At 71.3% G+C, this 22,383-nt stretch carries 21 protein-coding genes; 9 read left to right on the top strand and 12 right to left on the bottom strand.

The window, feature by feature from the left end:
* Nucleotides 1-672, bottom strand: a complete 672-nt coding sequence (gene rnhB / locus HD596_RS12820) for a ribonuclease HII (protein ID WP_185069471.1) — start codon at nt 670-672, stop codon at nt 1-3.
* A gap of 46 nt (nt 673-718) precedes the next feature.
* Nucleotides 719-1,681, bottom strand: a complete 963-nt coding sequence (locus HD596_RS12825; RefSeq protein WP_185069472.1) for a LysR family transcriptional regulator — start codon at nt 1,679-1,681, stop codon at nt 719-721.
* Nucleotides 1,682-1,760: 79 nt separating this feature from the next.
* Here HD596_RS12825 and HD596_RS12830 point away from each other — a divergent pair, with 79 nt between their 5' ends.
* The 3 genes from HD596_RS12830 (at nt 1,761) to HD596_RS12840 (ending at nt 7,089) form a co-directional block, all read left to right on the top strand.
* The gene (locus HD596_RS12830; protein WP_185078444.1) at nt 1,761-3,047 is read left to right on the top strand and encodes a pyridoxal phosphate-dependent aminotransferase; all 1,287 of its coding nucleotides are present in this window, start codon (nt 1,761-1,763) and stop codon (nt 3,045-3,047) included.
* A gap of 141 nt (nt 3,048-3,188) precedes the next feature.
* Complete coding sequence (locus HD596_RS12835; protein WP_185069473.1) at nt 3,189-3,833, top strand: GNAT family N-acetyltransferase; 645 nt, start codon at nt 3,189-3,191, stop codon at nt 3,831-3,833.
* Between the two features lie 256 nt (nt 3,834-4,089).
* On the top strand, nt 4,090-7,089 hold the full coding sequence (locus HD596_RS12840) for an AfsR/SARP family transcriptional regulator (protein ID WP_185069474.1): 3,000 nt from the start codon (nt 4,090-4,092) through the stop codon (nt 7,087-7,089).
* Between the two features lie 331 nt (nt 7,090-7,420).
* Here the strand turns inward: HD596_RS12840 and HD596_RS12845 are convergent, their stop codons facing one another.
* Nucleotides 7,421-8,812 carry a DUF7059 domain-containing protein gene (locus tag HD596_RS12845; protein WP_185069475.1) on the bottom strand — a complete coding sequence of 464 codons (1,392 nt, stop codon included), beginning with the start codon at nt 8,810-8,812 and terminating at the stop codon, nt 7,421-7,423.
* Between the two features lie 502 nt (nt 8,813-9,314).
* Between HD596_RS12845 and HD596_RS12850 the strand changes: the two genes are divergently transcribed.
* Nucleotides 9,315-9,617, top strand: coding sequence for a hypothetical protein (locus HD596_RS12850; RefSeq protein ID WP_185069476.1), 303 nt, complete (start codon nt 9,315-9,317; stop codon nt 9,615-9,617).
* A gap of 21 nt (nt 9,618-9,638) precedes the next feature.
* On the opposite strand, the gene HD596_RS12855 is transcribed toward HD596_RS12850, so the two are convergent.
* From HD596_RS12855 to HD596_RS12865, 3 genes are all read right to left on the bottom strand, one after another.
* Nucleotides 9,639-10,598, bottom strand: a complete 960-nt coding sequence (locus tag HD596_RS12855; protein WP_185069477.1) for a 2-hydroxyacid dehydrogenase — start codon at nt 10,596-10,598, stop codon at nt 9,639-9,641.
* A gap of 67 nt (nt 10,599-10,665) precedes the next feature.
* The gene (locus HD596_RS12860; protein WP_185069478.1) at nt 10,666-11,256 is read right to left on the bottom strand and encodes a TetR/AcrR family transcriptional regulator; all 591 of its coding nucleotides are present in this window, start codon (nt 11,254-11,256) and stop codon (nt 10,666-10,668) included.
* Complete coding sequence (locus HD596_RS12865; protein ID WP_185069479.1) at nt 11,253-11,768, bottom strand: GNAT family N-acetyltransferase; 516 nt, start codon at nt 11,766-11,768, stop codon at nt 11,253-11,255. The genes HD596_RS12860 and HD596_RS12865 overlap by 4 nt, the downstream gene beginning before the upstream one ends.
* Before the next feature lie 58 nt (nt 11,769-11,826).
* On the opposite strand from HD596_RS12865, the gene HD596_RS12870 reads away from it, so the two are divergent.
* From HD596_RS12870 to HD596_RS12885, 4 genes are all read left to right on the top strand, one after another.
* Nucleotides 11,827-12,300, top strand: coding sequence for a winged helix-turn-helix transcriptional regulator (locus tag HD596_RS12870; protein ID WP_185069480.1), 474 nt, complete (start codon nt 11,827-11,829; stop codon nt 12,298-12,300).
* A gap of 33 nt (nt 12,301-12,333) precedes the next feature.
* Nucleotides 12,334-13,119: an SURF1 family cytochrome oxidase biogenesis protein gene (locus HD596_RS12875; RefSeq protein WP_185069481.1), complete on the top strand. Its 786-nt coding sequence runs from the start codon at nt 12,334-12,336 to the stop codon at nt 13,117-13,119.
* Between the two features lie 10 nt (nt 13,120-13,129).
* Nucleotides 13,130-13,873, top strand: coding sequence for a tyrosine-protein phosphatase (locus HD596_RS12880; protein ID WP_185069482.1), 744 nt, complete (start codon nt 13,130-13,132; stop codon nt 13,871-13,873).
* 164 nt (nt 13,874-14,037) lie between these two features.
* Entirely contained in the window at nt 14,038-15,234 is a 1,197-nt protein-coding gene (locus HD596_RS12885; RefSeq protein WP_185069483.1) for an amidohydrolase family protein, read from the top strand.
* Here HD596_RS12885 and HD596_RS12890 read toward each other — a convergent pair.
* The 4 genes from HD596_RS12890 to HD596_RS12905 form a co-directional block, all read right to left on the bottom strand.
* Nucleotides 15,231-15,584: a YkvA family protein gene (locus tag HD596_RS12890; protein ID WP_246554403.1), complete on the bottom strand. Its 354-nt coding sequence runs from the start codon at nt 15,582-15,584 to the stop codon at nt 15,231-15,233. The genes HD596_RS12885 and HD596_RS12890 overlap by 4 nt on opposite strands.
* 79 nt (nt 15,585-15,663) lie before the next feature.
* A complete protein-coding gene (locus tag HD596_RS12895) occupies nt 15,664-17,082 on the bottom strand; it encodes an amidase (RefSeq protein ID WP_185069484.1) in 1,419 nt (472 codons plus the stop codon).
* 22 nt (nt 17,083-17,104) lie between these two features.
* A complete protein-coding gene (locus HD596_RS12900) occupies nt 17,105-18,064 on the bottom strand; it encodes an LLM class F420-dependent oxidoreductase (protein WP_185069485.1) in 960 nt (319 codons plus the stop codon).
* Between the two features lie 63 nt (nt 18,065-18,127).
* Nucleotides 18,128-18,796, bottom strand: coding sequence for a TetR/AcrR family transcriptional regulator (locus HD596_RS12905; RefSeq protein WP_185069486.1), 669 nt, complete (start codon nt 18,794-18,796; stop codon nt 18,128-18,130).
* 451 nt (nt 18,797-19,247) lie between these two features.
* Between HD596_RS12905 and HD596_RS12910 the strand changes: the two genes are divergently transcribed.
* A complete protein-coding gene (locus tag HD596_RS12910; protein ID WP_185069487.1) occupies nt 19,248-19,934 on the top strand; it encodes a hypothetical protein in 687 nt (228 codons plus the stop codon).
* A 116-nt stretch (nt 19,935-20,050) separates the two neighbouring features.
* Here the strand turns inward: HD596_RS12910 and HD596_RS12915 are convergent, their stop codons facing one another.
* Complete coding sequence (locus HD596_RS12915; protein WP_185069488.1) at nt 20,051-21,109, bottom strand: aspartate-semialdehyde dehydrogenase; 1,059 nt, start codon at nt 21,107-21,109, stop codon at nt 20,051-20,053.
* Nucleotides 21,106-22,380 carry an aspartate kinase gene (locus HD596_RS12920; RefSeq protein ID WP_185069489.1) on the bottom strand — a complete coding sequence of 425 codons (1,275 nt, stop codon included), beginning with the start codon at nt 22,378-22,380 and terminating at the stop codon, nt 21,106-21,108. Before HD596_RS12920 ends, HD596_RS12915 begins: the two co-directional genes overlap by 4 nt.
* Between the last annotated feature and the right edge of the window lie 3 nt (nt 22,381-22,383).

The following is a 22,383-nucleotide window of genomic DNA, read 5'->3' on the forward strand; positions in this document are numbered from 1 at the left end:
TCAGCCGAAGAGGCTGGCCTGGCCCTCTCCCACGAGCGGGTCCCGGTGGTGCTTGAGGTGCCGCCATCGAGGGAGGTCGTCCAGGTAGGACCAGGAGAGCCGGTGGTGGGGCGTGGGGCCGAGCCGGGCCAGCGTCTCCTGGTGGAGGGGCGAGGGGTAGCCGGCGTTGTCGGCGAAGCCGTACTCCTCGCAGCCGATCGTCCCCATGTACGCGTCGCGCCGGACCTTGGCCAGGACGGACGCCGCCGCGACCGAGATGCTGGCCGCGTCGCCCTTGACCTCCAGGCGTACCGGCCAGGGCGGGCCGATGTAGTCGTGCTTGCCGTCGAGGATCACCGCGTCCGGGCGCACCGGCAGCGCCTCCAGCGCCCGCCGGGCGGCCCTGCGCAGGGCCTCGGTCATGCCCAGCTCGTCGATCTCCGTGTGGGTGGCCTCGCCGAAGCCGATGCCGGCCGCCCAGGCGGCCAGCTCCTCGGCGAGCGGGGTGCGTCTGGCCGCCGAGAGCTGCTTGGAGTCCGTGAGGCCGGACGGCGGCTCGGACAGGTCGGTGACGACGGCGCAGACCGTGACCGGCCCCGCCCAGGCGCCGCGGCCCACCTCGTCGACGCCCGCGACCGTGCGGATGCTCGGCTGGGAGAGCAGGAGGTGCTCGATGTCGTACGTCGGCGCCATAACGGCAGACGCTATCGCCTCCCGAGCCGTTCATTGGGCCGCCTCGTCATTCTTCCAGCGGATCGTCGGACGGATGGCGGTCCGCCGGGCGTACCGGATCCAGGTCGGCGGCGAGGTAGCGGGCGGCCACGTGGATCGCGCGCAGCGTCACCGACACCGACGGCCGGTTGACGCTCGAGTTCCTGGCGACCGCGTGCACGTCGCGCACCACCGGGTTTCCCGGGAACTGGCGCACCGCCAGCCCCCGCACCCCTGCCGCCAGCGCGAGCGCGGGCACGGCGGCGATGCCGATGCCCTTCGCCACCAGCGACAGGATCGTTCCCAGCCCCTCGAACTCCCACGGCGTGGGCCTGGTGCCGCCCACGTCCACCAGGAGCCGGTCCACCGCCAGCCGGGACGGCTCCCCGTCGGGCGTCGCCATCCACGGCTCGTCGCGCAGCTCCCGCAGGTCCACCGGCACGTCCGGGTCGGCCAGACGGTGCTTGCGCGGCACCACCAGCACCAGCGGGTCGCGCAGCAGCGGGAAGACCCGCAGGCTCTCGTTGTCGCGCACCCGCCCGTACCAGTCGTCCACGAGCGCGATGTCCACCTCCCCCGACTGCACCTCGCGCATGCCCCGGCCCGACCTGCTCTGCCCCAGCCGGAGCGCCAGCCCGGTGTGGCGGCGCAGCGAGCGGGCGAGCGCGGGGGCGAAGGCCACCGCGGCCGTCGGGAAGGCGGTGACCACGACCCGCCCCGCGGGTGTCCCCGCGTGGGCGGACAGGTCCGACTCCGCCTCCTCGACCATGGACAGGATGCGCTCCGCGTGCGCCACCAGCCGCCGCCCCGCGTCGGTCAGCTCGGCGCTGCGCGCGGTCCTGTCGATGAGGGCCGTGCCGGTCTCACGTTCGAGCGCGACGAGTTGCTGCGACACGGCCGAAGGACTGTATCCCAGCGAAGCCGCCGTCGCCGCGATACTTCCGCGACGTGCGAACTCGCAGATCAGCACCAAACGCCGCAATTCAAGCATCAGTCTTCCTTATGCCTACCCACGAAAAGCCTCGCTTGTACCGATGCCTTCATCCAACCACCCTGGGAACGTGACAACCATGACGGTGACGTTGTCCGCCACATTGGCGGCAAACGAAGACATCGACCGAAGACGGCGCGCCGGGGAACGAGTCCTCCACCTGGCCTTCGGCGAGGCGGGGCTGCCCGTCCACCCGGCGCTGCGAGACAGGCTGGCCGGCGCGGCCGAACGCAACGGCTACGGGCCGGTCGCGGGGGCGTCCGAGCTCAGGACCGCGGCGGCGGGCTACTGGACACGACGCGGGCTCCCCACCGACCCCGAACTCGTCGTCTGCGGACCGGGCAGCAAGTCCCTGCTGTACGGCCTGCTCCTGGCGATCGGCGGAGACATCGTCCTGCCCATGCCCAGCTGGGTCAGCTACGCCGCGCAGGCGGAGCTGGTCGGCTCCCGCCCGATCCTGGTGCCCGCACCGCCAGGAGGGGGCGGAGTGCCCGACCCCGACCTCGTGGCCGGCGCGGTGCGCCGGGCCAGGGCCCAGGGCAGGAGGGTCAACTCGCTGCTGGTGACGCTGCCCGACAACCCGACGGGCCGCCTGGCCGGTCCGGAGACCATCGCGCGCCTGGTGGAGATCGCCCGCGAGCTCGATCTGATGATCATCTCGGACGAGATCTACCGCGACGTCGTGCACGACCCCGCCCAGCCGTTCACCTCCCCTGCCGACCTCGCCCCCGAGCGCACGATCATCACCACCGGGCTGAGCAAGAGCCTGGCGCTGGGCGGCTGGCGGATCGGCGTGGCCAGGCTGCCCGCGGGCAGCCACGCGCTGCACAGGAGCCTGCTCGCGGTGGCCAGCGAGATCTGGTCGGCGCCCGCGGCCCCGGTGCAGGAGGCGGCGGCGTACGCCTTCGACGAGCCGCAGGAGCTGCTGGCCCGCATCGACCTCGCACGGCGGCTGCACGGCACGGTCGCCAGGGCCGTGCACGAGAGGTTCACCGCGATCGGGGCCGACGTGCCCGCCCCGCAGGGCGGCTTCTACCTCTATCCCGACCTGAGCCACCTCGGGCTCGGCGGCTCCGCCGAGATCACCAAGATCCTGCTGGAGGAACACGGCATCGGCGTCCTGCCCGGACACGCCTTCGGCGACGACCCGGCGGCGGCCAGGGTGCGGGTCGCGGTGAGCCTCCTCTACGGCGACACCGCCGAAGAGCGACTCACCGCCCTGAACAGCCCGAACCCCCTGCAAGTCCCCTGGATCGCCGACAATCTGGACTTCCTTTCGAGGGGTCTGAACGAGCTGACCTCGGTGCGGCACGGAACGGTGCGTGAACGGCGCCCCGCGTACGTCCCGACACCATGTCACAGTTAGGCGAATCTTTCCCCAAGGGCGGGTTTACCATCCCCCAAAAGGGGCCGCTGACCTGCAGCAACACCCCGTCTGCAGAAAGCTGCAAAAGATCTTCCTAACTGCATGGTTACGTGCACCCCCGGTTCCCCCCATCATGTGCACATGCCCGCTCTTGTCACCTTGTCCGGGCGCTCCGTGCGCCTGGAACCTCTCAGCCTCGCGGTGATCGATGATCTCGTCGCCGCGGCGAGTGAAGACCGTTGCACTTACGCCTTCACTCGCGTCCCGGAAAGCCGGGACGAGATGGTCTCCTATGTGGAGGCCGCCATGGCTGAGCAGGCGGAGGGCCGCTCCTTGCCCTTCGCCATCCGGTGGCTGAACACCGACCGCGTGGTCGGTGCCACCCGTCTCATGCACCTGGAGTACTGGCAGGGCCCCATGCCCTGGCCACCGGGTACACGCGGTGCGGTGGGCGAGATCCCGTCCGTGGCGGACATCGGTTACACCTGGCTGGCCGCCAGTGCCCAGGGCACGGGTGTCAACCGTGAGAGCAAGTTCCTGATGCTCTCGCACGCCTTCGAGACATGGAACGTCCACCGCATCACCCTCAAGGCAGATGTACGTAACACCAAGTCCCGGGCCGCCATCGAGGCCCTCGGCGCACACTTCGACGGGGTGCGGCGAGCGGATAGCCGAGGCGCCGACAACACGGTCCGAGATACCGCGTTCTACTCGATCCTGAGCTCCGAATGGCCGCTCGTACGCGAGCGGCTCGCCCTGCGGCTCGGACTGGTCGAGGCAGCCTGAGAACCTGTCCACCACGGCCCCGCCCCAAGAAAGTTCGGGCGGGGCCGTATTTTTTCCTGCCTACGAGTGCTCTACATGACACGCCCCCGCGGTGTGAGTCATGCCTGGCCGACCATCAGCATCCAGGGGCGCGCTCAACACCGGATCAAAGGCGGATTAACGGCACATTTAACGATCAGTCCGGAGTCTAGGTGACAAAGGACGTTGGATCTATCATTTGGTAACAAAACGATCCATTGGCTGGGAGACATTCGGCATGGCTGGTCAGAGCGTCGAGGGCGGGCTGAGGTTCGCCGTGCTCGGTCCTGTCCGCGCCTGGCGTGACGGCCAGGAGCTCGATCTGGGCACCCCTCTGCAGCGTTCCATCCTGGGCATGCTGCTGCTGCGCGAGGGCCATGCGGTCACCCCCAACGAGATGATCGACGCGGTCTGGGGCGAGGACGCGCCCCCGCGGGCCCTGGGCGCCCTGCGCACCTACGTCTCGCGGCTGCGTACGGTGCTGGAGCCGGACCGGCCCGCCCGTTCCCGCCCGGAGCTGCTGACCTCCATCGGCAGGGGCTACGCGCTGCGGCTGCCCGACGGCTCGCTCGACCTCGTCCGCTTCGAACGCGGCGTCCAGGACTCCGAGAGCGCGCGCAAGGGCGGCCGGCTGCGCGAGGCCGCCGAGGGGCTGCGCGAGGCGCTGTCGCTCTTCGAGGGCGAGCCGCTGGCCGGGACCGTCGGCCCCTACTCCGAGCACCAGCGCGACCGGCTGGTCGAGCGCCGCATCAGCGTCGTCGAGACGCTCATGGACGTGGACCTGGAGCTGGGCAACCACGCGAAGGTCGTCTCCGAGCTGATCGCGCTGACCGCCGACCACCCGCTGCGCGAGAAGCTGCGCGCCCAGCTCATGCTGGCCTACTACCGGTGCGGGCGGCAGGGCGACGCCCTCAACGTGTTCACCGAGACGCGCGAGGCCCTCATCGAGGAGCTCGGCATCGAGCCGGGCCCCGAGCTGGCCGCGCTGCACCAGCGCATCCTGGCCGCCGACCCCACGCTGGCCGCCGCCGAGGTGCCCGCCGAGGAGCCGGCGGAGGAGCCGGAGCAGCGCCAGGCCCCGCAGTTGCCGCGCCCCGCGCAGCTCCCCGCCGCCGTCAACGACTTCACCGGCCGCAAGGAGGTCGCCGTACGCCTCCGCACGCTGCTGTCGGCCCAGTCGTCGGCGCAGTCGTCGGCCGAGGGCGTGCCCGTGGTGGCGGTCTCCGGCATCGGCGGCGTGGGCAAGACCGCGCTGGCCGTACACGTGGCGCACCTGGCCGAGGACCTGTTCCCCGACGGCCAGCTCTACGCCGACCTGCGCGGCTACACCGACGAGGCGACCATGCCCGAGTCGGCGCTCGGCGGGTTCCTGCGGGCGCTCGGCATCCCGCCGGACATCGTCCCGGACGGGCTGCCCGAACGCGCCGCGCTCTACCGCTCGATCCTCGCCGACCGCCGCATCCTCGTGCTGCTTGACAACGCCCGCGACGCCGAGCAGGTCAGCCAGCTGCTGCCGGGCTCGCCCGGGTGCGCGGCCATCGTGACGAGCCGCGGCAAGCTGGCCGACCTGCCCTCCGCGCGACTCATCGACCTCGACGTGATGGAGCCGGGCGAGGCGCTGTCGCTGTTCGCGTCGGTGGCCGGGGCCGAGCGCGTGTCGGCCGAGCACGGCGCGGCCATGGACGTGGTGGCCGCCTGCGGGTTCCTGCCGCTGGCGGTGCGCATCGTGGCCGCCAGGCTGGCCGCGCGGCCCTCCTGGACGGTCGCCTCGCTCGTGCCCAGACTGGCCGACGAGCAGCGCCGCCTCGACGAGCTGCGCGTGGGCAACCTGGCCGTCGAGGCCACGTTCGCGCTCGGCTACGGGCAGCTCGCGCCGGCCCAGGCGCGAGCCTTCCGCCTGCTCTCGCTGTCCAAGGGGCCCGACATCTCCACGGGGGCGGCGGCCGCCGTGCTGGCGGTGAGCCAGTTCGAGGCGGAGTCCGTACTGGAGTCGCTGGTGGACGCGAGCCTGCTCGAGGCGCCCGCGCCCGGCCGCTACCGCTTCCACGACCTGCTCAAGCTGTTCGCCCGGCGCCAGCTCGACAAGACCGAGCGGCCCGAGGCCAAGGCGCAGGCGCTGCACCGGCTGCTCGGCTTCTACCTGGCCTCGGCCCAGTCCGCGCACAGCCTGGCCTACGAGGGCAGCATGATCCCGGCCAACATCGTGTCGATCAGCGAGGGGCTGTCGTTCACCAGCGTGGACGAGGCCGTGGCCTGGCTGATCGCCGAGGGCGACTCGCTGTTCGCGGCCATCAACCAGGCCGCCGCGTCGGCCGTCGCCGCCGAGCAGCTGCTGCCCGCCGGCGACCTGCTGGTGGCGATGGAGCCGCTGCTGGAGGCGGGCACGCACACGCGCGAGTTCGCCCAGGGCACGCGCGCCGTGCTGAGCGCCGCGCAGCGGATCGGCGACCAGGGCAGCGAGCTGCGCAGCCGGTACGTGCTCGGCCGGGTGCTGTTCGCCGACAACCAGCTGAAGGCGGCCGAGGAGCACTTCCGGGTCGTCCACGAGCTGTCCACGGCCCGCGGCGAGAAGATCGTCACCGGCGAGGTGCTGAACGCCCTGGCCGTCGTCGTCGGCCGGCAGCGCCGCCACGTCGAGGCGCTGGAGCTGTTCGACGCGGCCATGCGCTTCTACCGCGCCAACGACGTGCCGGCCGGCGAGGCGCTGGTGCTCAGCTACTCGGCCCGCGACCACCTGGGGCTCGGCCGCCCCGCGGACGCGATCGCGGCGGCGGAGAAGGGCCTGGCCCTGTTCACCGAGATCGGCAGCGGCGCCGGGACCGCCCGCGCCCGCTACCACCTCGGCATCGTGCTCTCCCGGGTCGGCCGCCTCACCGAGGCCGTCCACCACCACGCCGAGTGCCTGGCCTTCTTCCGGGCCAGCAAGCAGCGCGTCTGGGAGCAGCGGGTCTGCTCCAGGCTGGCCGAGACGTTCATCGCCGCCGGCCGCCACCCCGAGGCCGTGCGCCACGCGGAGCAGGCGCTGGTGGTCTCCCGCGAGATCGGCCACCCGTACGGCGAGGCGCTGTCGCTCACGGTGCTCGGCAAGGCGCTGCGCGGTCTGGGCAGCACGACCAGGAGCCTGGACTGCCTACGGCAGGCGTTCGAGATCTTCTCCCGGCTCGGCGCCCCCGAGGCCGGGGACCTCAAGGCCCTGATCGAGGCCATCCCCGCCGAAGGGGCCGTCGTCGAGTCCTGAGTACAGCTCGTCGTCCAGACGTGTCATCCACACATGGTTGATCAAGGCTGTCCTTTCGATGAGAAACCTGCCGAATGGACTGCCGCTACGATCTTGACCAGGCAGGTTTCTTGTCGATCAGGCCGTCAGGAAGGTGTCGTGATGCAGCCCGGCCGGTCATCTGTCGCCACCACGCGTCGCTAGGGGGCCCGGTTATCCGGATGCTCCGCGCCGTGGCCAGCCGCCTCACCGTAGACGACCGGCCGGACCTGACACGTCCCTCGAACCCCCCGGGGTCCGTGTCATGGCCATGAGCCTCCACCCGAGCGCTCAACGTCCAATTAACGAGCGATTAAAGCAGGAAATAACCCTCAGCGATCAGCGGCCTGACCGCGTCGGAGTCGGGAATCTCGCCGTCGCCGACCAGCTCGGCGATCACGTTGAGCAGGGGGCCGAGCGCCAGCTCGCCGTCGCAGACCCCGGCCAGCGCGGCCTCCACCGTGCCGACCTCCCTGCTGCGGCGCAGGCCCTGCGTCTGGCGCAGCACGATGCGGATGGGGTCCTCCGCGCCCGGCAGGCCGATGCGCTCGTCGAGCAGGCCGTCCGCGGTGCGCAGGAGCGCCGTGTCGAGGTCCTTGACGCGGTGCGCGGTGGCGATGGCGTCGAGCACGGAGTCGACGTAGTCGCCGACCGGGAGCGAGACCGCGTGGTCCAGGTGCTCGACGCGGACGACCGGGTCGAGCGTGCCGGAGTTGCGCATGGTGATCCAGCCGAACCCGATGCCCTCGACCTTCCGCTCGTCGAACCAGGCCAGCCAGCGGTCGTAGTGCTCGGCGTACGCCTTCGTGCCCTGCTCGGCGGCGTCCCTGAGCCAGAGCTCGACGTACTCGGCCGGGTCCTGCACGTCGCGCTGGACCACCCAGGCGTCGCAGCCGGTCTCGCGCAGCCAGCCGCCCACGCGGTCGTGCCAGTCCTCGCCCTCCACGTGCAGCCAGTTGGCCAGGAAGTGGGCCTGGCCGTCGGGGTTGAGGTGGCCGGGGGTGCGGCGTACGAGGTCGCGGCAGAAGCCGTCGCCGCCGGCCTCGCGGTAGGTCAGGCCGGCCCCGGGGCCGATGACGAACGGGGGGTTGCTCACGATCAGGTCGAACAGGTCGTCCTCGACCGGCTCGTACATCGACCCCGTACGTGCCTCCACGCCGGAGATGCCGGACAGCTCCCAGCTCAGCCTGGCCAGCTCGACGGCCCGCGGGTTCACGTCGGTGGCCACGATGTGCTCGGCCCGCCCGGCCAGGTGCAGCACCTGCACGCCGCAGCCGGTGCCGAGGTCGAGCGCGCGCCCCACCGGGCGGCGGGTGGCGAGCTGGGCCAGGTTGGCCGAGGCGCCGCCGGCCCCGACCACGTGATCGGGACGCAGCGCCGGGTCGCCGGGGCGCACCTTGCGGTCGGAGACGAGGTAGCCGCCGGTCTCCCAGGGCTGCAGGTGGACGGTGGCGCTCACCTGGTCGCCGTCGGCCCTGACCAGCCCCGAGCCGAGGACCTCCGGGGCGAGGGAGGCGGCGGGGACGGGAACGCCGAGCCACCACAGCCTGATCGACGCCGCCAGCGGATCGAGGTCGGCGGTGGCGCGCAGGGCCGGCACCAGCTCCTCCCTGGCCAGGGCCGAGGCTGCCATGCTGCCCAGCCGCTCGCGTACGCCGTCGATCGTGTAGTCGGTCTCCAGGAGGTGATGGCGCAGTCGTTCCACAAGTCCATCCTTTCACTACGCACTCTCACGCATGTCCTGATACTGCGCCGATGGTCGCACTCGCACGGGGCTCCGCTGGTGACGCAGGCTGCCGCTCTCCGCCCCAGGCTCGCCGCTCCGGGCCGATGGTCGCACTCGCACGGGGCTCCGCTGGTGACGCAGGCTGCCGCTCTCCGCCCCAGGCTCGCCGCTCCGGGCCGATGGTCGCACTCGCACGGGGCTCCGCTGGTGACGCAGGCTGCCGCTCTCCGCCCCAGGCTCGCCGCTCCGGGCCGATAGCCGCACTCGCACGGGGCTCCGCTGGTGACGCAGGCTGCCGCTCTCCGCCCCAGGCTCGCCGCTCCGGGCCGATGGTCGCACTCGCACAGGACTCAGCGGGGCTCGCAATCGTCGCTCGCTGTGCTCATACTGTTACTTAAGCACCCAAGCGTTCTGCAAGCGGCGGACAAGTGGTGAGCGGTATCTCTAGGGAGGTCGCCACGTCGTCCCGAGGAGCGGACCCATGCTGATCCCTTGCTTGGCCTGCGAGTCCCGGTTCGGACCTGACGAATACTTCCGCGCCTGCTCCGACTACAACCGGGGCATGGACCTGGTGTCCTGGACGTGCCCGCGCTGCGGCAACCGCGACGACCTGCGCGTGCTGCCGGGCGAGTTGGGGTTCGGCTACCCGCATCGGGGCAGGTTCGACGTGCACGCCCGGGTCCGAGTGCCCGGCCTGCGCAGGCACCGCGGCGACCTGCGGCTCGACATCTCGCTCGACCGGGCGAGCTGGCACGTCCACACGCGCCTCCGACAGCCCGCCTGAGGGCCCAGGGGCGAGGGCGGATCAGGCGAACGGCAGGGCGGGCACGCAGGCGTGAGCGGGCCGCTCGCCGCGCAACAACCGGGCGATGTCCTCCACCAGCGCCCCGGCCAGCTCCTCCCGGCTCTCCCCCGTGGCCTCGCCCAGGCGGGGCGTCAGCACCACGTTCGGCAGGCCCGTCAGGGGGTGGGCCGGATCGAGCCACTCGCCCTCGAAGTGGTCGAGCCCCGCGCCGCCCACCTTGCCCTGGCGCAGCGCGTCGACCAGCGCCGTCAGGTCGTGCAGCGCGCCGCGCGAGGTGTTGAGGTAGATCGAGCCCGGCCGCATCGCGCCGAACTCGGGATAGCCGAAGAAACCCCGCGTCTCCCCGGTGAGCGGCACGTGCAGCGACACCACGTCCGCCTCGGCCAGCAGGGCGGGCAGGGTGTGGGTGGCCTCGGGGACGAACGGATCGCAGGTGATCACCCGCATGCCCAGGCCCTCGCACCGCCACCGCATGGCCCTGCCGACCCGGCCCAGGCCCACGATGCCGAGCGTCCTGCCGGTCAGCCGCCTGCCGCGGTGGCGCTGGGCGGGCGGCACCCTGCCGACGCGTCCCTGGCGTACCTCCCGGTCGGCGGCCACGATGTTGCGGCTGACGGCGAACATCAGCGCGAGCGTGAGCTCGGCGACCGACTCGGGGTCGCGGTCGGCGGCGTGCAGGACGGTCACCCCGCGCTCGGCGGCCAGCGCCAGGTCCACGCCGGTGGTCGGGCCCATGACGGCCACCACGTCGAGGGGCAGGGCGAGCACCGACGTGCGAACCTGGTCGCCGTCGGTGATGAGCACGGTCGCGCCGGTCTCGATGACCAGGTCGGCGAGCTGCTCGTCGGTGAAGCCGAGGCTGGGACGCGCGGGAACCTCGGCCAGGTCGGCCACCTCGCCCAAGCGGGCGAGCGCGCTCTCCGGCATAGCGGGCAGTGCCAGCGCCCGAGGTCGAGTCACAAATGGACAATAACACCACAGACGGTGCCCGGATCATCGCTCCCCGCGCTGGCCGGGCCCCTTGTGGTCACTGCTGGCGCAGGCTCTGCCAGGCGGCGGCGCCCAGCCCCTTGATCTCCTCTTCCGTGGGCGTGTGGGCGCCCGCGAACCACAGCCGGCACATCTCCTGCGCCGGCCCCAGCCACAGCACGTAGCACATGGTCGGGTGGACGGGCTGGAGCAGGCCGTTCTTCATGTGCGGCCGCCACCAGTCGGAGACCTGGCGGAAGAACCCGCGCCGGGCCTCGGCCACCTCCGCGCCGCCCGGCTCGTGCTTGCGCGGCGGTCGCTCGCTGACCAGCAGCCTGGCCCGCTCCGGGTGCTCGCCGGCCCAGCGCATGTGGAAGGCCACGACGGCCTCGATGCCGTCGCGGGCCTCCTGGTGGCTGACCAGCTCGGCGAGGAAGGCCGCCTGGTAGGCGGTCAGGATCTCCGCGTACAGCACGCCGAAGACATGCTCTTTGCTGGCGAAGTGGTGGTAGAAGCTGCCGACGCTGACGCCGCTCTCCTCGCGGAGGCTGGCCAGCGTGGTGGCCGAGACCCCGTCCTGACTGAAGCGGCGGAGGGCGCCCTCGATGATGCGGGTACGGCCGTCGCGTCCGTTCTTGGCACTCTTCACGCTGTCAATGGTGTGCCAACAGAACCTTGTTCCGCAAATAGGCCGAGTGGATCGATCATAGCGGTCACCTCCACCGTTCCGGAAGTGACCTTCATCTCGGCGTCCGGCCAGAGCCGGCGGACGAGTCTCAGGACGCGCCGGTTCTCCCCCAGCACGTCCATGCCGACGGTCCGCGCACCGCGTACGGAGGCCCTGAGCAGCAGCACGTCGATCAGCCTGGGCCCGATCCCGAGGCCCTGCCACCGGTCGGCCACGACCACGGCGACCTCCACGTCGGCGCAGCCGCCCTTGAAGCTCATGGCGTGGCCGACGATCTCGCCCCCCTCGGTGGTCGCCACGAGCGCGTCGCGGCGCTCGTCCAGCGCGAGCAGCGTGCGCACCAGCCCCGCGGCGGGCGTGGAGATGCCGGTGAAGAAGCGGAGCGTCTGCGTGTGGAGCGACAGCCCGGTCAGGAAGCGTCTGATCCGCTCCTCGTCGTCCGGGCGTGCGGGGCGGATCTGGGTTCCCTGCATAGACTCAGCCTGCCCGTCGATGCTGAGTCTGTCAAATGAACTCAGATATAATGCAGCAATGAACGTTCCCTTCCGGGTGAACAACTGCTCGATCGAGCGCACCCTGGACATCGTCGGGGAGAAGTGGACCTTCCTCGTGCTCCGCGAGGCGTTCAGCGGCGTGCGGAGGTTCGCCGACATGCAGGCGATCACCGGCGCCCCCCGCCAGGTGCTCAGCGCCCGGCTGGCCCGGCTGGTCGACGAGGGCCTGCTGCGCAAGGAGCCCTACCGCGAGCCGGGGCAGCGGCAGCGCGACGAATACCGCCTCACGGACAAGGGCCGCGACCTCTATCCCCTCCTGGTCGCGCTCATGCACTGGGGCGACAAATACCTGGCGGACGAGGACGGGCCGGCGGTCCTGCTGACCCACCGCGACTGCGGCGCCCCCATCGAGCAGCACTTCCGGTGCGCGGACGGCCACGAGGTGAGCGGGCCGCGCGAGGTGACCCCGGTGCCGGGGTCGGGGGCCCAGCTCAGAAGCATAGGCGCGTGAAGGGGCACCCCCTGCGGTGCCTAACCTTGAAGCGTGTACCGGTTCCTGCTGACGCCTCGATGGCTCGCGCTCCACGTGGTGGTGCTGCTGGTCATCCCCGCCTTCGTGTTCCTCGGCCGGTGGCAGTTCGGGCGCTTCGAGGAGCGCTCGGCCAACAGCGAGCGGGTGACGGCCAACATCGAGGCCGCGCCGGTGCCGCTGGAGCGACTGGCGGCCCCGGGGCGGCAGGTCCGCGAGGATGACCGGTTCAGGAAGGTCACGGTCTCGGGCACGTACGACCCGTCCCACGCCCTCCTCGTACGCAGGCGCCCCCAGGAGGGGCAGAACGGCTTCTACGTCCTGACGCCCCTCGTCACCGGCAACGGCACGGCGGTGATCGTCAACCGGGGCTGGGTCAAGGCGGGCGCCACCGCCGACGCCACGCCCGAGGTGCCCGCTCCGCCCACGGGACAGGTAAATGTCACCGGGCGGCTACGGCTCAGCGAGACCGAGGACTCCAGCGGCATCCGGGAGCGCTCCGGGCTGCCGGCCGGGCAGGTGCTGCTGATCAACGCCGACAAGATCGGCAAGGGGCTGCCGTACCGGCTGGTGGGCGGCTACGTGGAGCTGACCGAGCAGACGCCCGCGCCCGCCACGGCGCCGGCCCCGGTGCCCGAGCCCGACGTGGGCGCGGGAGGCGGCCTCAACCTGGCCTACGGGGTCCAGTGGTGGCTGTTCATCGGCATCGCCCTGGCCGGCTGGGTCCTGCTGATCCGCCGCGAGGTGGCCGAGCGGAAGGCCGGCGATTCGTCCAAGGAGTCGGTCCCCGCCGCCAATTAAGGTGTTGAGGGTGATCCGCCACATTGAGTTCGCCAACATCTTCAATTTCCGCGACGTAGGTGGATATGCCGCCCATGACGGGCGCACGGTCCGATGGCAGCGGCTCTACCGGGCCGACTCGCTCTGCTGGCTGGCCGGAGACGATCTCAGGATCTTCCGGAAGCTGCGCGTGCGTACGGTCATCGACCTGCGGCACGCGTCCGAGATCGAGAAAGTGGGCCGCGTCCCGGACGCCGAGGGGCAGAACTATCACCACCTGCCCATCGAGGGCCGCCGCTGGGACCTCGCGGCCTACAAGGAGGAGAGCGGGGTCGCGAGGTTCTTCGCCGACCGCTACCTGGAGGTGACCGAGGACGGCGTCGGCAACCTCAGGACCGCCCTGGAGACGATCGCGCGGGCCGACAACGCGCCCGTGGTGATCCACTGCGCGGCCGGCAAGGACCGCACCGGGGTGCTCGCCGCGCTCGTCCTGTCTCTGGTGGGCGTGAGCGAGGACGACATCGTGGCGGACTACGCGCTCACCGGGCTGGCGACCGAGCAGTTCATCAGCAGCTGGCGCACCAGGCACCCCGAGGCGCGCATGTGGGCGGGGTTCGGCCAAGCGCCCGCGGAGGCCATGCGCTTCTTCCTCGGCGACCTGGCGGCACGGCACGGCTCGATCGAGACGTATGTCACACGGGTGCTGAACATTTCGCCGGCCACCATTTCCGATTTACGCGGCCACCTGCTGACTGAACCGGGCTCCGACGGGTAGTGGCAGGGCCGGGTCGCACCTGCTGCGTCCAGGTGAGCGGCCCATCCCTGGCCCGGGATCGCCCGTCGACCCCCCTCCCGGCGGTCCCGGGTCGAAGATCTCGGATACCCAACGGATACGTCGCAGCTTGTTCGACGTTATCCCGCCGTCGTACGGTTACCTGCGTGACTACGCCGCTGCTCCCCGACCCTGACCCGAGGCGGCGCGACTACGTGATCATCTCCGCCGACGATCACCTGATCGAGCCTCCCGACTTGTTCGAAGGGCGGTTGCCGGAGAAATATGCCGATGTCGCGCCCAAGGTCGTGGAGACGGAGGCGGGTCATCAGGTCTGGCGCTACGGCGGGGCGACATACCCGTGCGCCGGCATCGACGTGGGCGCCGGCCTGCCCCGCGAGCAGCGCACGCTCGACCCCGTCAGGTTCGAGAACATGCGCCCCGGCTGCCACGACATCGAGGCCCGCGTCCAGGACATGGACGTGGCGGGCATCTGGGCCGCGCTGTGCTTCCCCGGCATGCTGGCCGGGCAGTCCGGCATGCCGTTCGCCAGGACCCGCGACCAGGAGCTCGGCCTGGCCCTGGTCAAGGCGTGGAACGACTGGCACATCGACGTCTGGGCCGGCACCTACCCCGAGCGCATCATCGGCCTGCAACTGCCGTGGCTGCCCGACCCCGACGTGGCCGCCAAGGAGATCCGCGCAAACGCCGCCCGCGGCTTCAAGGCCGTGGTCTTCCCCGAGTTCCCGACCCGGCTGCGGCTGCCGTCGATCCACTCCGGGCACTGGGACCCGTTCTTCGCCGCCTGCGAGGAGACCGGCACGGTGGTCGCCCTGCACGCGGGCGACTCGTCGTGGTCTCCCGTGCCCTCGCCCGACACGCCCATCGAGGCCATCACCACGCTGATGCCGACCAGCGCGATGTTCGCCTGCGCCGACTGGCTCTGGTCGGGCGTGCCGCTGCGCTTCCCCGCGCTGCGCATCCTCATCGTCGAGGGCGGCGTGGGCTGGCTGCCCATGCTGGCCGAGCGCGCCGACTACGCCCTCGACCACCCGGTCGCGGGCGAGGCGTCGTGGGAGGGCGGGCTCAAGCCGAGCGAGGTGCTGCGCCGCAACTTCTTCTTCGGCACGCTCGACGACCACGCGCTGTCCGGCGTGCGGCTCGCGGTCGGGCTCGACCACGTGCTGCAGGAGAGCGGCTACCCGCACTCCGACTCGACCTGGCCCGACACGCAGAAGTCCGTGGCCCGCAATCTCGGAACGCTCCCGCCCGCCGACATCGCCAGGGTCGCCTACGGCAACGCCGCCCGCCTCTTCGGCCACCCGCTGCCCTCGCGCGCCTGGCTGCGCATGGAGGAGATCTAGCCGTCTTCCTCGACCAGCCTGGCCTGGATGACGTTGCGCTCGTGCTCGACGTAGCGGCCGCTCTCGCCGAGCAGCGTGGCGGCGAGCCACAGGAACACGCCGAAGTCATCGACCACGCCGATCAACACCAGGAAGTCGGGCACCACGTCGACGGGTGACAGGATGTAGACCACGCCGAGCCCGAGCATGGCGAGCTTGCTCTTGCCCATGCCCGCGTACTGTCCGCGCATGACCGCGCCGACCATCCGCGGGATCGCCCGGATCCTGGTCATCAGGCCGGGCGACCCCGGCTTGGTCACCTCGCGGTAAGTCCGCCAGGCCGCCGCTGCCCGTGCTGCCTTCGCCATCATGAGGAACCCCCTACCCTCGGCTTTCACGACATAACGCGTCTGGACCGCCACGAGTTCCTGGCCCGCTCCCGACGGGGGGTCAGCGCAGCGCCGCGTGCTCGAACGGCCTGGCCCGCTCGATCTGCGCGGCCACCCGGACGAGCAGGTCCTCCCTCCCGGCCGCGGCCACGAGCTGCACGCCCACCGGCAGGCCGGCCTCGGTGCGGTGCAGCGGCAGCGAGATGGCCGGCTGCCCGGTCGCGTTGATCGGCGAGGTGTAGGCCACGGCGTGCGCCGTGCGGCCGAACGCGACGCTGAGGTCCTGCGGTGGGATCCAGCCCAGCGGGAACGGCGCGACGCCCAGCGAGGGCATCAGCAGCAGGTCGTGGCCCGCGCTCCACCAGGCGGCCATGCGGCGGCGGTAGCCGTCGATCCACTGGGTGGCCAGGATGTGGTCGGCCGCGCTGTGCGTACGCGCCGCGCCGAGCATGGCGGCGTTGCGCGGCTCCAGCTCCTCCGGCCGCACGAGCGCGCCGCGCAGCTCGCCCAGGCTCTCCACGTGCGCGGCGAGGTTGTTGGCCACGATGGCGCCGAAGTGCTGGGCGAAGCCCGGCTCGGCGAGCGCCCTGGGGCCGCCGGGCGCGACGTCGTGACCGAGCGACTCCAGCAGCGCGGCGGCCCGGGTCACGGCCTCGGTCAGCGCGGGCACCTCGGGCACGGACCCGTTGGGATGCCTCGTGACGAACCCGACCCGCAGCCGCCCCGGCTCCCTGCCGACCTCGTCGGCCAGCGGGCCCGGCAGCGCGGGGGCGTCGTACGGGTCGCCGGGCCGCAGGCCGGACACGACGTCGAGCGCCGCCGCCGTGTCCCGCACGCTCCTGGTGACGAATCCCGGGCACGAGAACCCGCTCCACCCCTCCCCCATGGCCGGGCCCAGGCTCACGCGCCCACGCGTCGGCTTGAGCCCCACCAGGCCGCACAGGGACGCGGGGATGCGGATCGAGCCGCCGCCGTCGCTGGCGGTGGCCAGCGCGACCATCCCGGCCGCCACCGCCGCCGCGGAGCCCCCGCTGGAGCCGCCCGCCGAGTAGGCCGGGTCGTACGGGTTGCGCGTGGGCCCGAACGCCACCGGCTCCGTGGTGATCGTGCTGCCGAACTCGGGGGTGTTCGTCCTGCCGAGCAGGACGAAGCCGGCCTCGCGCAGGCTCACGACGCCGTAGCCGTCCACGCCGGGCTCGACGCCGTCGCGTACGTTCGAGCCTCCGCTGTACGGCTCGCCCGCCTCGCGCCACCCGAGATCCTTCAGCAGGATCGGCACGCCCCGGAAGGGCGCCTCCTCGGGGATGGAGTCGATCTCCGCCAGCGCCCGCTCGAACCGGCGGTGGATGACCGCGTTCAGCTCGCCGTCGTGGGCCTCGATGCGGGCGATGGCGGCCTCGGCCAGCTCCCGCGCCGTCACCTGCCCGTCCCTGACCGCCTGCGCCTGACCGACCGCGTCCAGCCTGAGTACGTCGTCCATGCACCCTCCTACGCTCGGGGAGCTACCTCTTGGGGGCCAGCTCGCGCACGGCCTGCTCGATGGAGACCTCACCACCCGGGACGGGCGCGAGGACAGGGGTGTCGAGGCCGTTGTCCACGTACTCCTGGATCCTGGCCCGGCAGGTGGCCGGGTCGCCGTGCACGATCAGGGCGTCGACCACCTCGTCGGGGATCGCCTTGAGCGCCGCCGGCCGGTCGCCGGCCTGCCACGCCTCGTGCATGGGCCGCAGCACCTCGCCCCGGCCCAGCCAGTCGTGGAAGGCGGCGTACACCGGGACGGTCAGGTAGGTGGCCAGCATCCACCTGGCCATCTCGCGCACGCGGTCGGCGTCCTCGCTGACGCAGACGAACAGGCGGGCGATCAGCTCGGTGCCCTCCCCGATCTCGGCGCGCACCTTGCGCACGTCGTCGGGCGAGAGCCAGTTGGTGATCGCGCCGTCGGCCTCCGCCGCGGCCAGGTGGAGCATCCTGGGCCGCAGCGCGGCCAGCACGATCTTCGGCGGGAGCTCGGGGGCCCGCTCCAGCTTGAACCCCTTGATCTCGAACGTCTCGTACGTCTCCGAGACCTTCTCCCCGGCCAGCGCCTTCTTCAGGAAGCGCAGCGTGTCGCGCGTGCGCGCGTAGGGCTTGTCGAACCGCCCCGCGTTCCACCGCTCGACGATCGCCGGCGACGAGGCGCCGATGCCCAGCACGAACCGCTCGGGGGCCAGGTCGGCCAGCGTGGCCGCGGACATGGCCAGCAGCCCCGGCCCGCGCGTCGAGACGGGCACGATGGCGCTGCCCAGCCTGATCCCCGGCGCCCACTGCGCGGCCATCGCCAGCGGCACGAACCCGTCGGCCCCGCTGACCTCGGCGGACCACGCGTCGGTGTAGCCCAGCTCGGGCAGCTCCGCGATCAGCTCCCGCGACTTCGACAGCGGGCGATCGTAGAAGGGGATGGTCATGCCCCAGTTGTGACTCATTCACGGCCTCCAGGCGCCTCCGCAGCGGGCCGCTCCACCCTACCAACCGACCGGTATGGCGTCCTAGGCTCGCAACTCGTGGACCGCCGCGATGAAGTCCTTCGTGATCCCCCTCAACCCGGGCAGGTGCGACAGCCCGACCAGCCGGTCCACCAGCGGCACCGTGACCTCGATCAGCCGGTACGTACGCGCGCACCCCGGCGAGGTGTCGTGCACCCAGAACAGCACCATGCCCATGGACAGCAGCCAGAGCAGCTCGGGCAGCTCCTCGCGCAGCTCGGCGTTCATGCGGTCCCGCGACCCCTCGACGACCTGGCGGTAGATCGCGATGGAGGCCTCACGGGCCGGGGAGGACTGCTTGCTGAACGGGCTCAGCGGGTTGGTGGGCTCGGCCGCGTGCTTGAAGAACTTCACGGCGAACTCGTGGTAGGGCTCGGAGACGCGTACCCACTCGCGTAGCACCCCGCTCAGCCTGGCCGCGAACGACGTCTCGGTGGCCAGGAACTCCCTGCAGGCCGCCTCGTGCTCGGCCTGGGCGCGGTCGTAGTACGCCTGGATCAACGCCTCCTTGCTCTCGAAGTAGTAGTAGGCGTTGCCCACGGACACCCCGGCCTCGGCGGCGATGGCACGCATGGTGGTCGCGTCGAAACCGCGCTCCCTGAACAGCCGCAATGCCGTCTCGACGATGACCTCTCGGGTGCTCTCCGATCCTCGGTTTCGGGCTTCGGACACGTTCGTCACTTTACGTCGGGATGGGGCGTCGGGCAGAAAACCCGCTCATCAGGCACCTGTCCCTCTGTCGTGTCTGGTCAGGGCCATAGCAGCAGTCCAACCTAGCAGGTTTCGCAGTCCAAGGTCATGGAGCCGCACGGTGATCACCGCCACAAGGCAAAGTTGCACCTGCGGCATGAGTTATCTCCCGCGAATGGTGGGATTGTCGTTTCAGGCGGAAGGGCTATTTCCGCGAAAAGGCATCGACATGTGGATACGTGGAACAGTGCGCCTCGCAGTAGTCGCACTCCTCGGCATTGAGATAACCATAATCGCGCTGGCCTCGGCCGCTTCAGCCGCTACCCACCCCGAAGGGTCGGCTGCGCCGGACAGCCAAAAATCGGCCGGGTCCGACGGCTCTGAGCACGAGGCAGGGCCGGACCCGGGCAGGGCCTGGGCGTTCGATCGGCTCATGGCGGCCGGTGAGGACCTCACCGACACGCCGGGCTGGCCCTTCAGCGACTCGGCCGACGAGCAGGAGCGGCAGGCGTACGAGCCGGACGACGACTGGACGACGGCCCCCCTGCGCCGGCCCGCTCAGCTGGCGGTCATCGACCCGCCGGCGACGGCACCGCGATCTCCGGCCGCCAGATCGGCCAAGAGCCGCGTACGCACCAGGGTGGCCCGGATACCCCGGGTACGGCCGCGCGCGGCGCTCAGGCGCGCTGAAGTCGATCTGACGCGTGTCCTGCCGCGCTTCGGGGCCATGCACATGTCCCACAGCCTCGCCACGGACTGGCTGAGGAGCGGGGGCGTGCGGATGAAGTCGACCGGCAACTGCTCCAGCAAGCACGTGCACCACTGCACGTCGCTCGACTCGGTGCGGACCGGGACCATCGCCCGGATGATCGAGCTGAAGCGCGAGAGCGGCTGCCCGATCATGGTGACGGGTGGCACGGAAGCGGGCCACGCGCCCGGGCAGTACAGCCACGGGAACGGCTACAAGCTCGACATCTCCCACAACGCCTGCATCGACCGGCACATCACGCGTTACCACGCGAAGGCCGGCGTGCGCAGCGACGGCGCCCGGCTCTACCGATCCGGCTCAGGCACCGTCTTCGCCGACGAGAGCGACCACTGGGACATCCTCTTCCGGTGACAGAGCCCGGGTGAGAGGGACGCCGCGCGGGGAGCGCACGGCGTCACACCACCCCGACGGCCCCGACGGCGGACGCCGTGCGGAACGCACGGCGTCACACCATCCGAACGGAGTTACTACAGCTCGCCCGCGACCAGCTCGGCGATCTCCGCCGCGTTGAGCGCCGCGCCCTTGCGCAGGTTGTCACCGCACACGAACAGGTCGAGCGTGTTGGGGAAGTCGACCGCCTGACGGATGCGGCCCACGTAGGTCGGGTCGTTGCCGACCACGTCGAGAGGCGTCGGGAAGACCCCGTTGGCCGGGTCGTCCATGAGGACCACCGTCGGCGCCGCCTCCAGGACGCGGTGCGCGTCGGCGACCGTGATCTCACGCTCGAACCGCGCGTGCACGGCCAGCGAGTGGGTGGTGATCACCGGCACGCGTACGCAGGTCGCGGAGACCTTGAGGTCGGGGATGCCGAGGATCTTGCGGGACTCGTTGCGGAGCTTGAGCTCCTCGGAGGCCCAGCCGCCGTCCTTGTAGGAGCCGGCCCACGGCACCACGTTGAACGCGATGGGCGCGGGGAACGGCGAGTCGTCGGGCAGCTTGTTGGCCAGCACCTTGCGTACGTCACCGGCCGCCTGGCCCACCGTGCGGTCGCCCGCCAGCGCCTCGACCTCGTCGTAGAGCCGCGCCGAACCCGCCACGCCGGCGCCCGACACCGCCTGGTAGGAGGCGACGACCAGCTCCGTGAGCGTGAACTCGGCGTGCAGCGCCCCCATGGCCGCCATCATCGACAGCGTCGTGCAGTTGGGGGTCGAGATGATGTTGCGCGGCCGGTCGCGGGCGTCGAGCGGGTTGACCTCGGGCACGACCAGCGGCACGTCCGGCTCCATCCGGAACGTCCCCGACTTGTCGATCACGATCGCGCCGCGCTCGGCCGCGATCGGCACCCACACCGCCGACACCTCGTCCGGCACGTCGAAGATCGCGATGTCGATGCCGTCGAACACCTCGGGCGCGAGGGCCTGCACCACGACGTCCTCGCCGCGCACCCGGAGCACCTTGCCCGCCGAACGCGGCGAGGCGACGAGACGGATCTCGCCCCAGATGTCCTCGCGCGACGACACGATGTCGCGCATGACGGTGCCCACGGCGCCCGTGGCGCCGATCAGGGCGAGATTGGGCCTGCTCATCGTCCACTACCTCCGTACACCACGGCTTCGACCTGGTCGGCGTCGAGCGAGAACGCGCGGTGGGCGGCCTGCACGGCCGCGTCGACCCCGTCCTGCTGGACGACCACTGAGATGCGGATCTCCGAGGTGGAGATCATCTCGATGTTGACCCCCGCGTCGGCGAGGGCCGCGAAGAACGTCGCCGTGACGCCGGGGTGCGAGCGCATGCCCGCGCCGATCAGCGACACCTTCCCGATCTGGTCGTCGAAGAGCAGCGACTCGTAACCGATCTGACCCTGGATCTTCTTCAGCGACGACAGCGCCGTCTGGGCGTCGGCCGTCGGCAGCGTGAAGGAGATGTCCGTGCGGCCCGTGGCCGCGGCCGAGACGTTCTGCACGATCATGTCGATGTTGATCTCGGCGTCGGCCAGCGTTTTGAAGATCGAGGCAGCCTCTCCGACCTTGTCGGGGACCCCGACAACGGTGATCTTGGCCTCGCTCCGGTCGCTCACGACGCCGGAGATGATCGGCTGCTCCATCTCGGTTCCTTCGGTGTCAGGGTCGGAGACGACCCAGGTGCCTTCCTTGGTGCTGAACGAGCTGCGTACGTGGATCGGCAGGTCGAACCGGCGGGCGTATTCGACGCAGCGCAGGTGCAGGATCTTCGCGCCGCACGCGGCCATCTCCATCATCTCGTCGTAGGAGATCTTGGGGATCTGCTGCGCCGCCGGCACGATGCGGGGGTCGGCGGTGAACACGCCGTCGACGTCGGTGTAGATCTCGCACACGTCGGCCTGCAGGGCCGCCGCCAGCGCCACCGCCGTGGTGTCGGACCCGCCGCGGCCCAGCGTGGTGATGTCCTTGGTGTCCTGCGAGACGCCCTGGAACCCGGCCACGATCGCGATGCGGCCGTGGTCGAGCGCCTCACGGATGCGGCTGGGCGTCACGTCGATGATGCGCGCCTTGCCGTGCGTCGAGTCGGTGATCACACCTGCCTGCGAGCCGGTGAACGAACGGGCCTCGTGGCCGAGGTTGGCGATCGCCATCGCCAGCAGGGCCATCGAGATGCGCTCGCCCGAGGTCAGCAGCATGTCGAGCTCGCGGCCCGGGGGCAGCGGCGACACCTGCTCGGCCAGGTCGAGCAGCTCGTCCGTCGTGTCGCCCATGGCGGAGACGATCACGACCACGTCGTTGCCGGCTTTTTTCGTCGCGACGATCCGCTGCGCGACCCGCTTGATGCAGGACGCGTCGGCGACGGACGAACCACCGTACTTTTGCACAACGAGCGCCACGAG

The organism is Nonomuraea jabiensis (assembly GCF_014204795.1).
GTDB classification, from domain to species: Bacteria; Actinomycetota; Actinomycetes; order Streptosporangiales; family Streptosporangiaceae; genus Nonomuraea; species Nonomuraea jabiensis.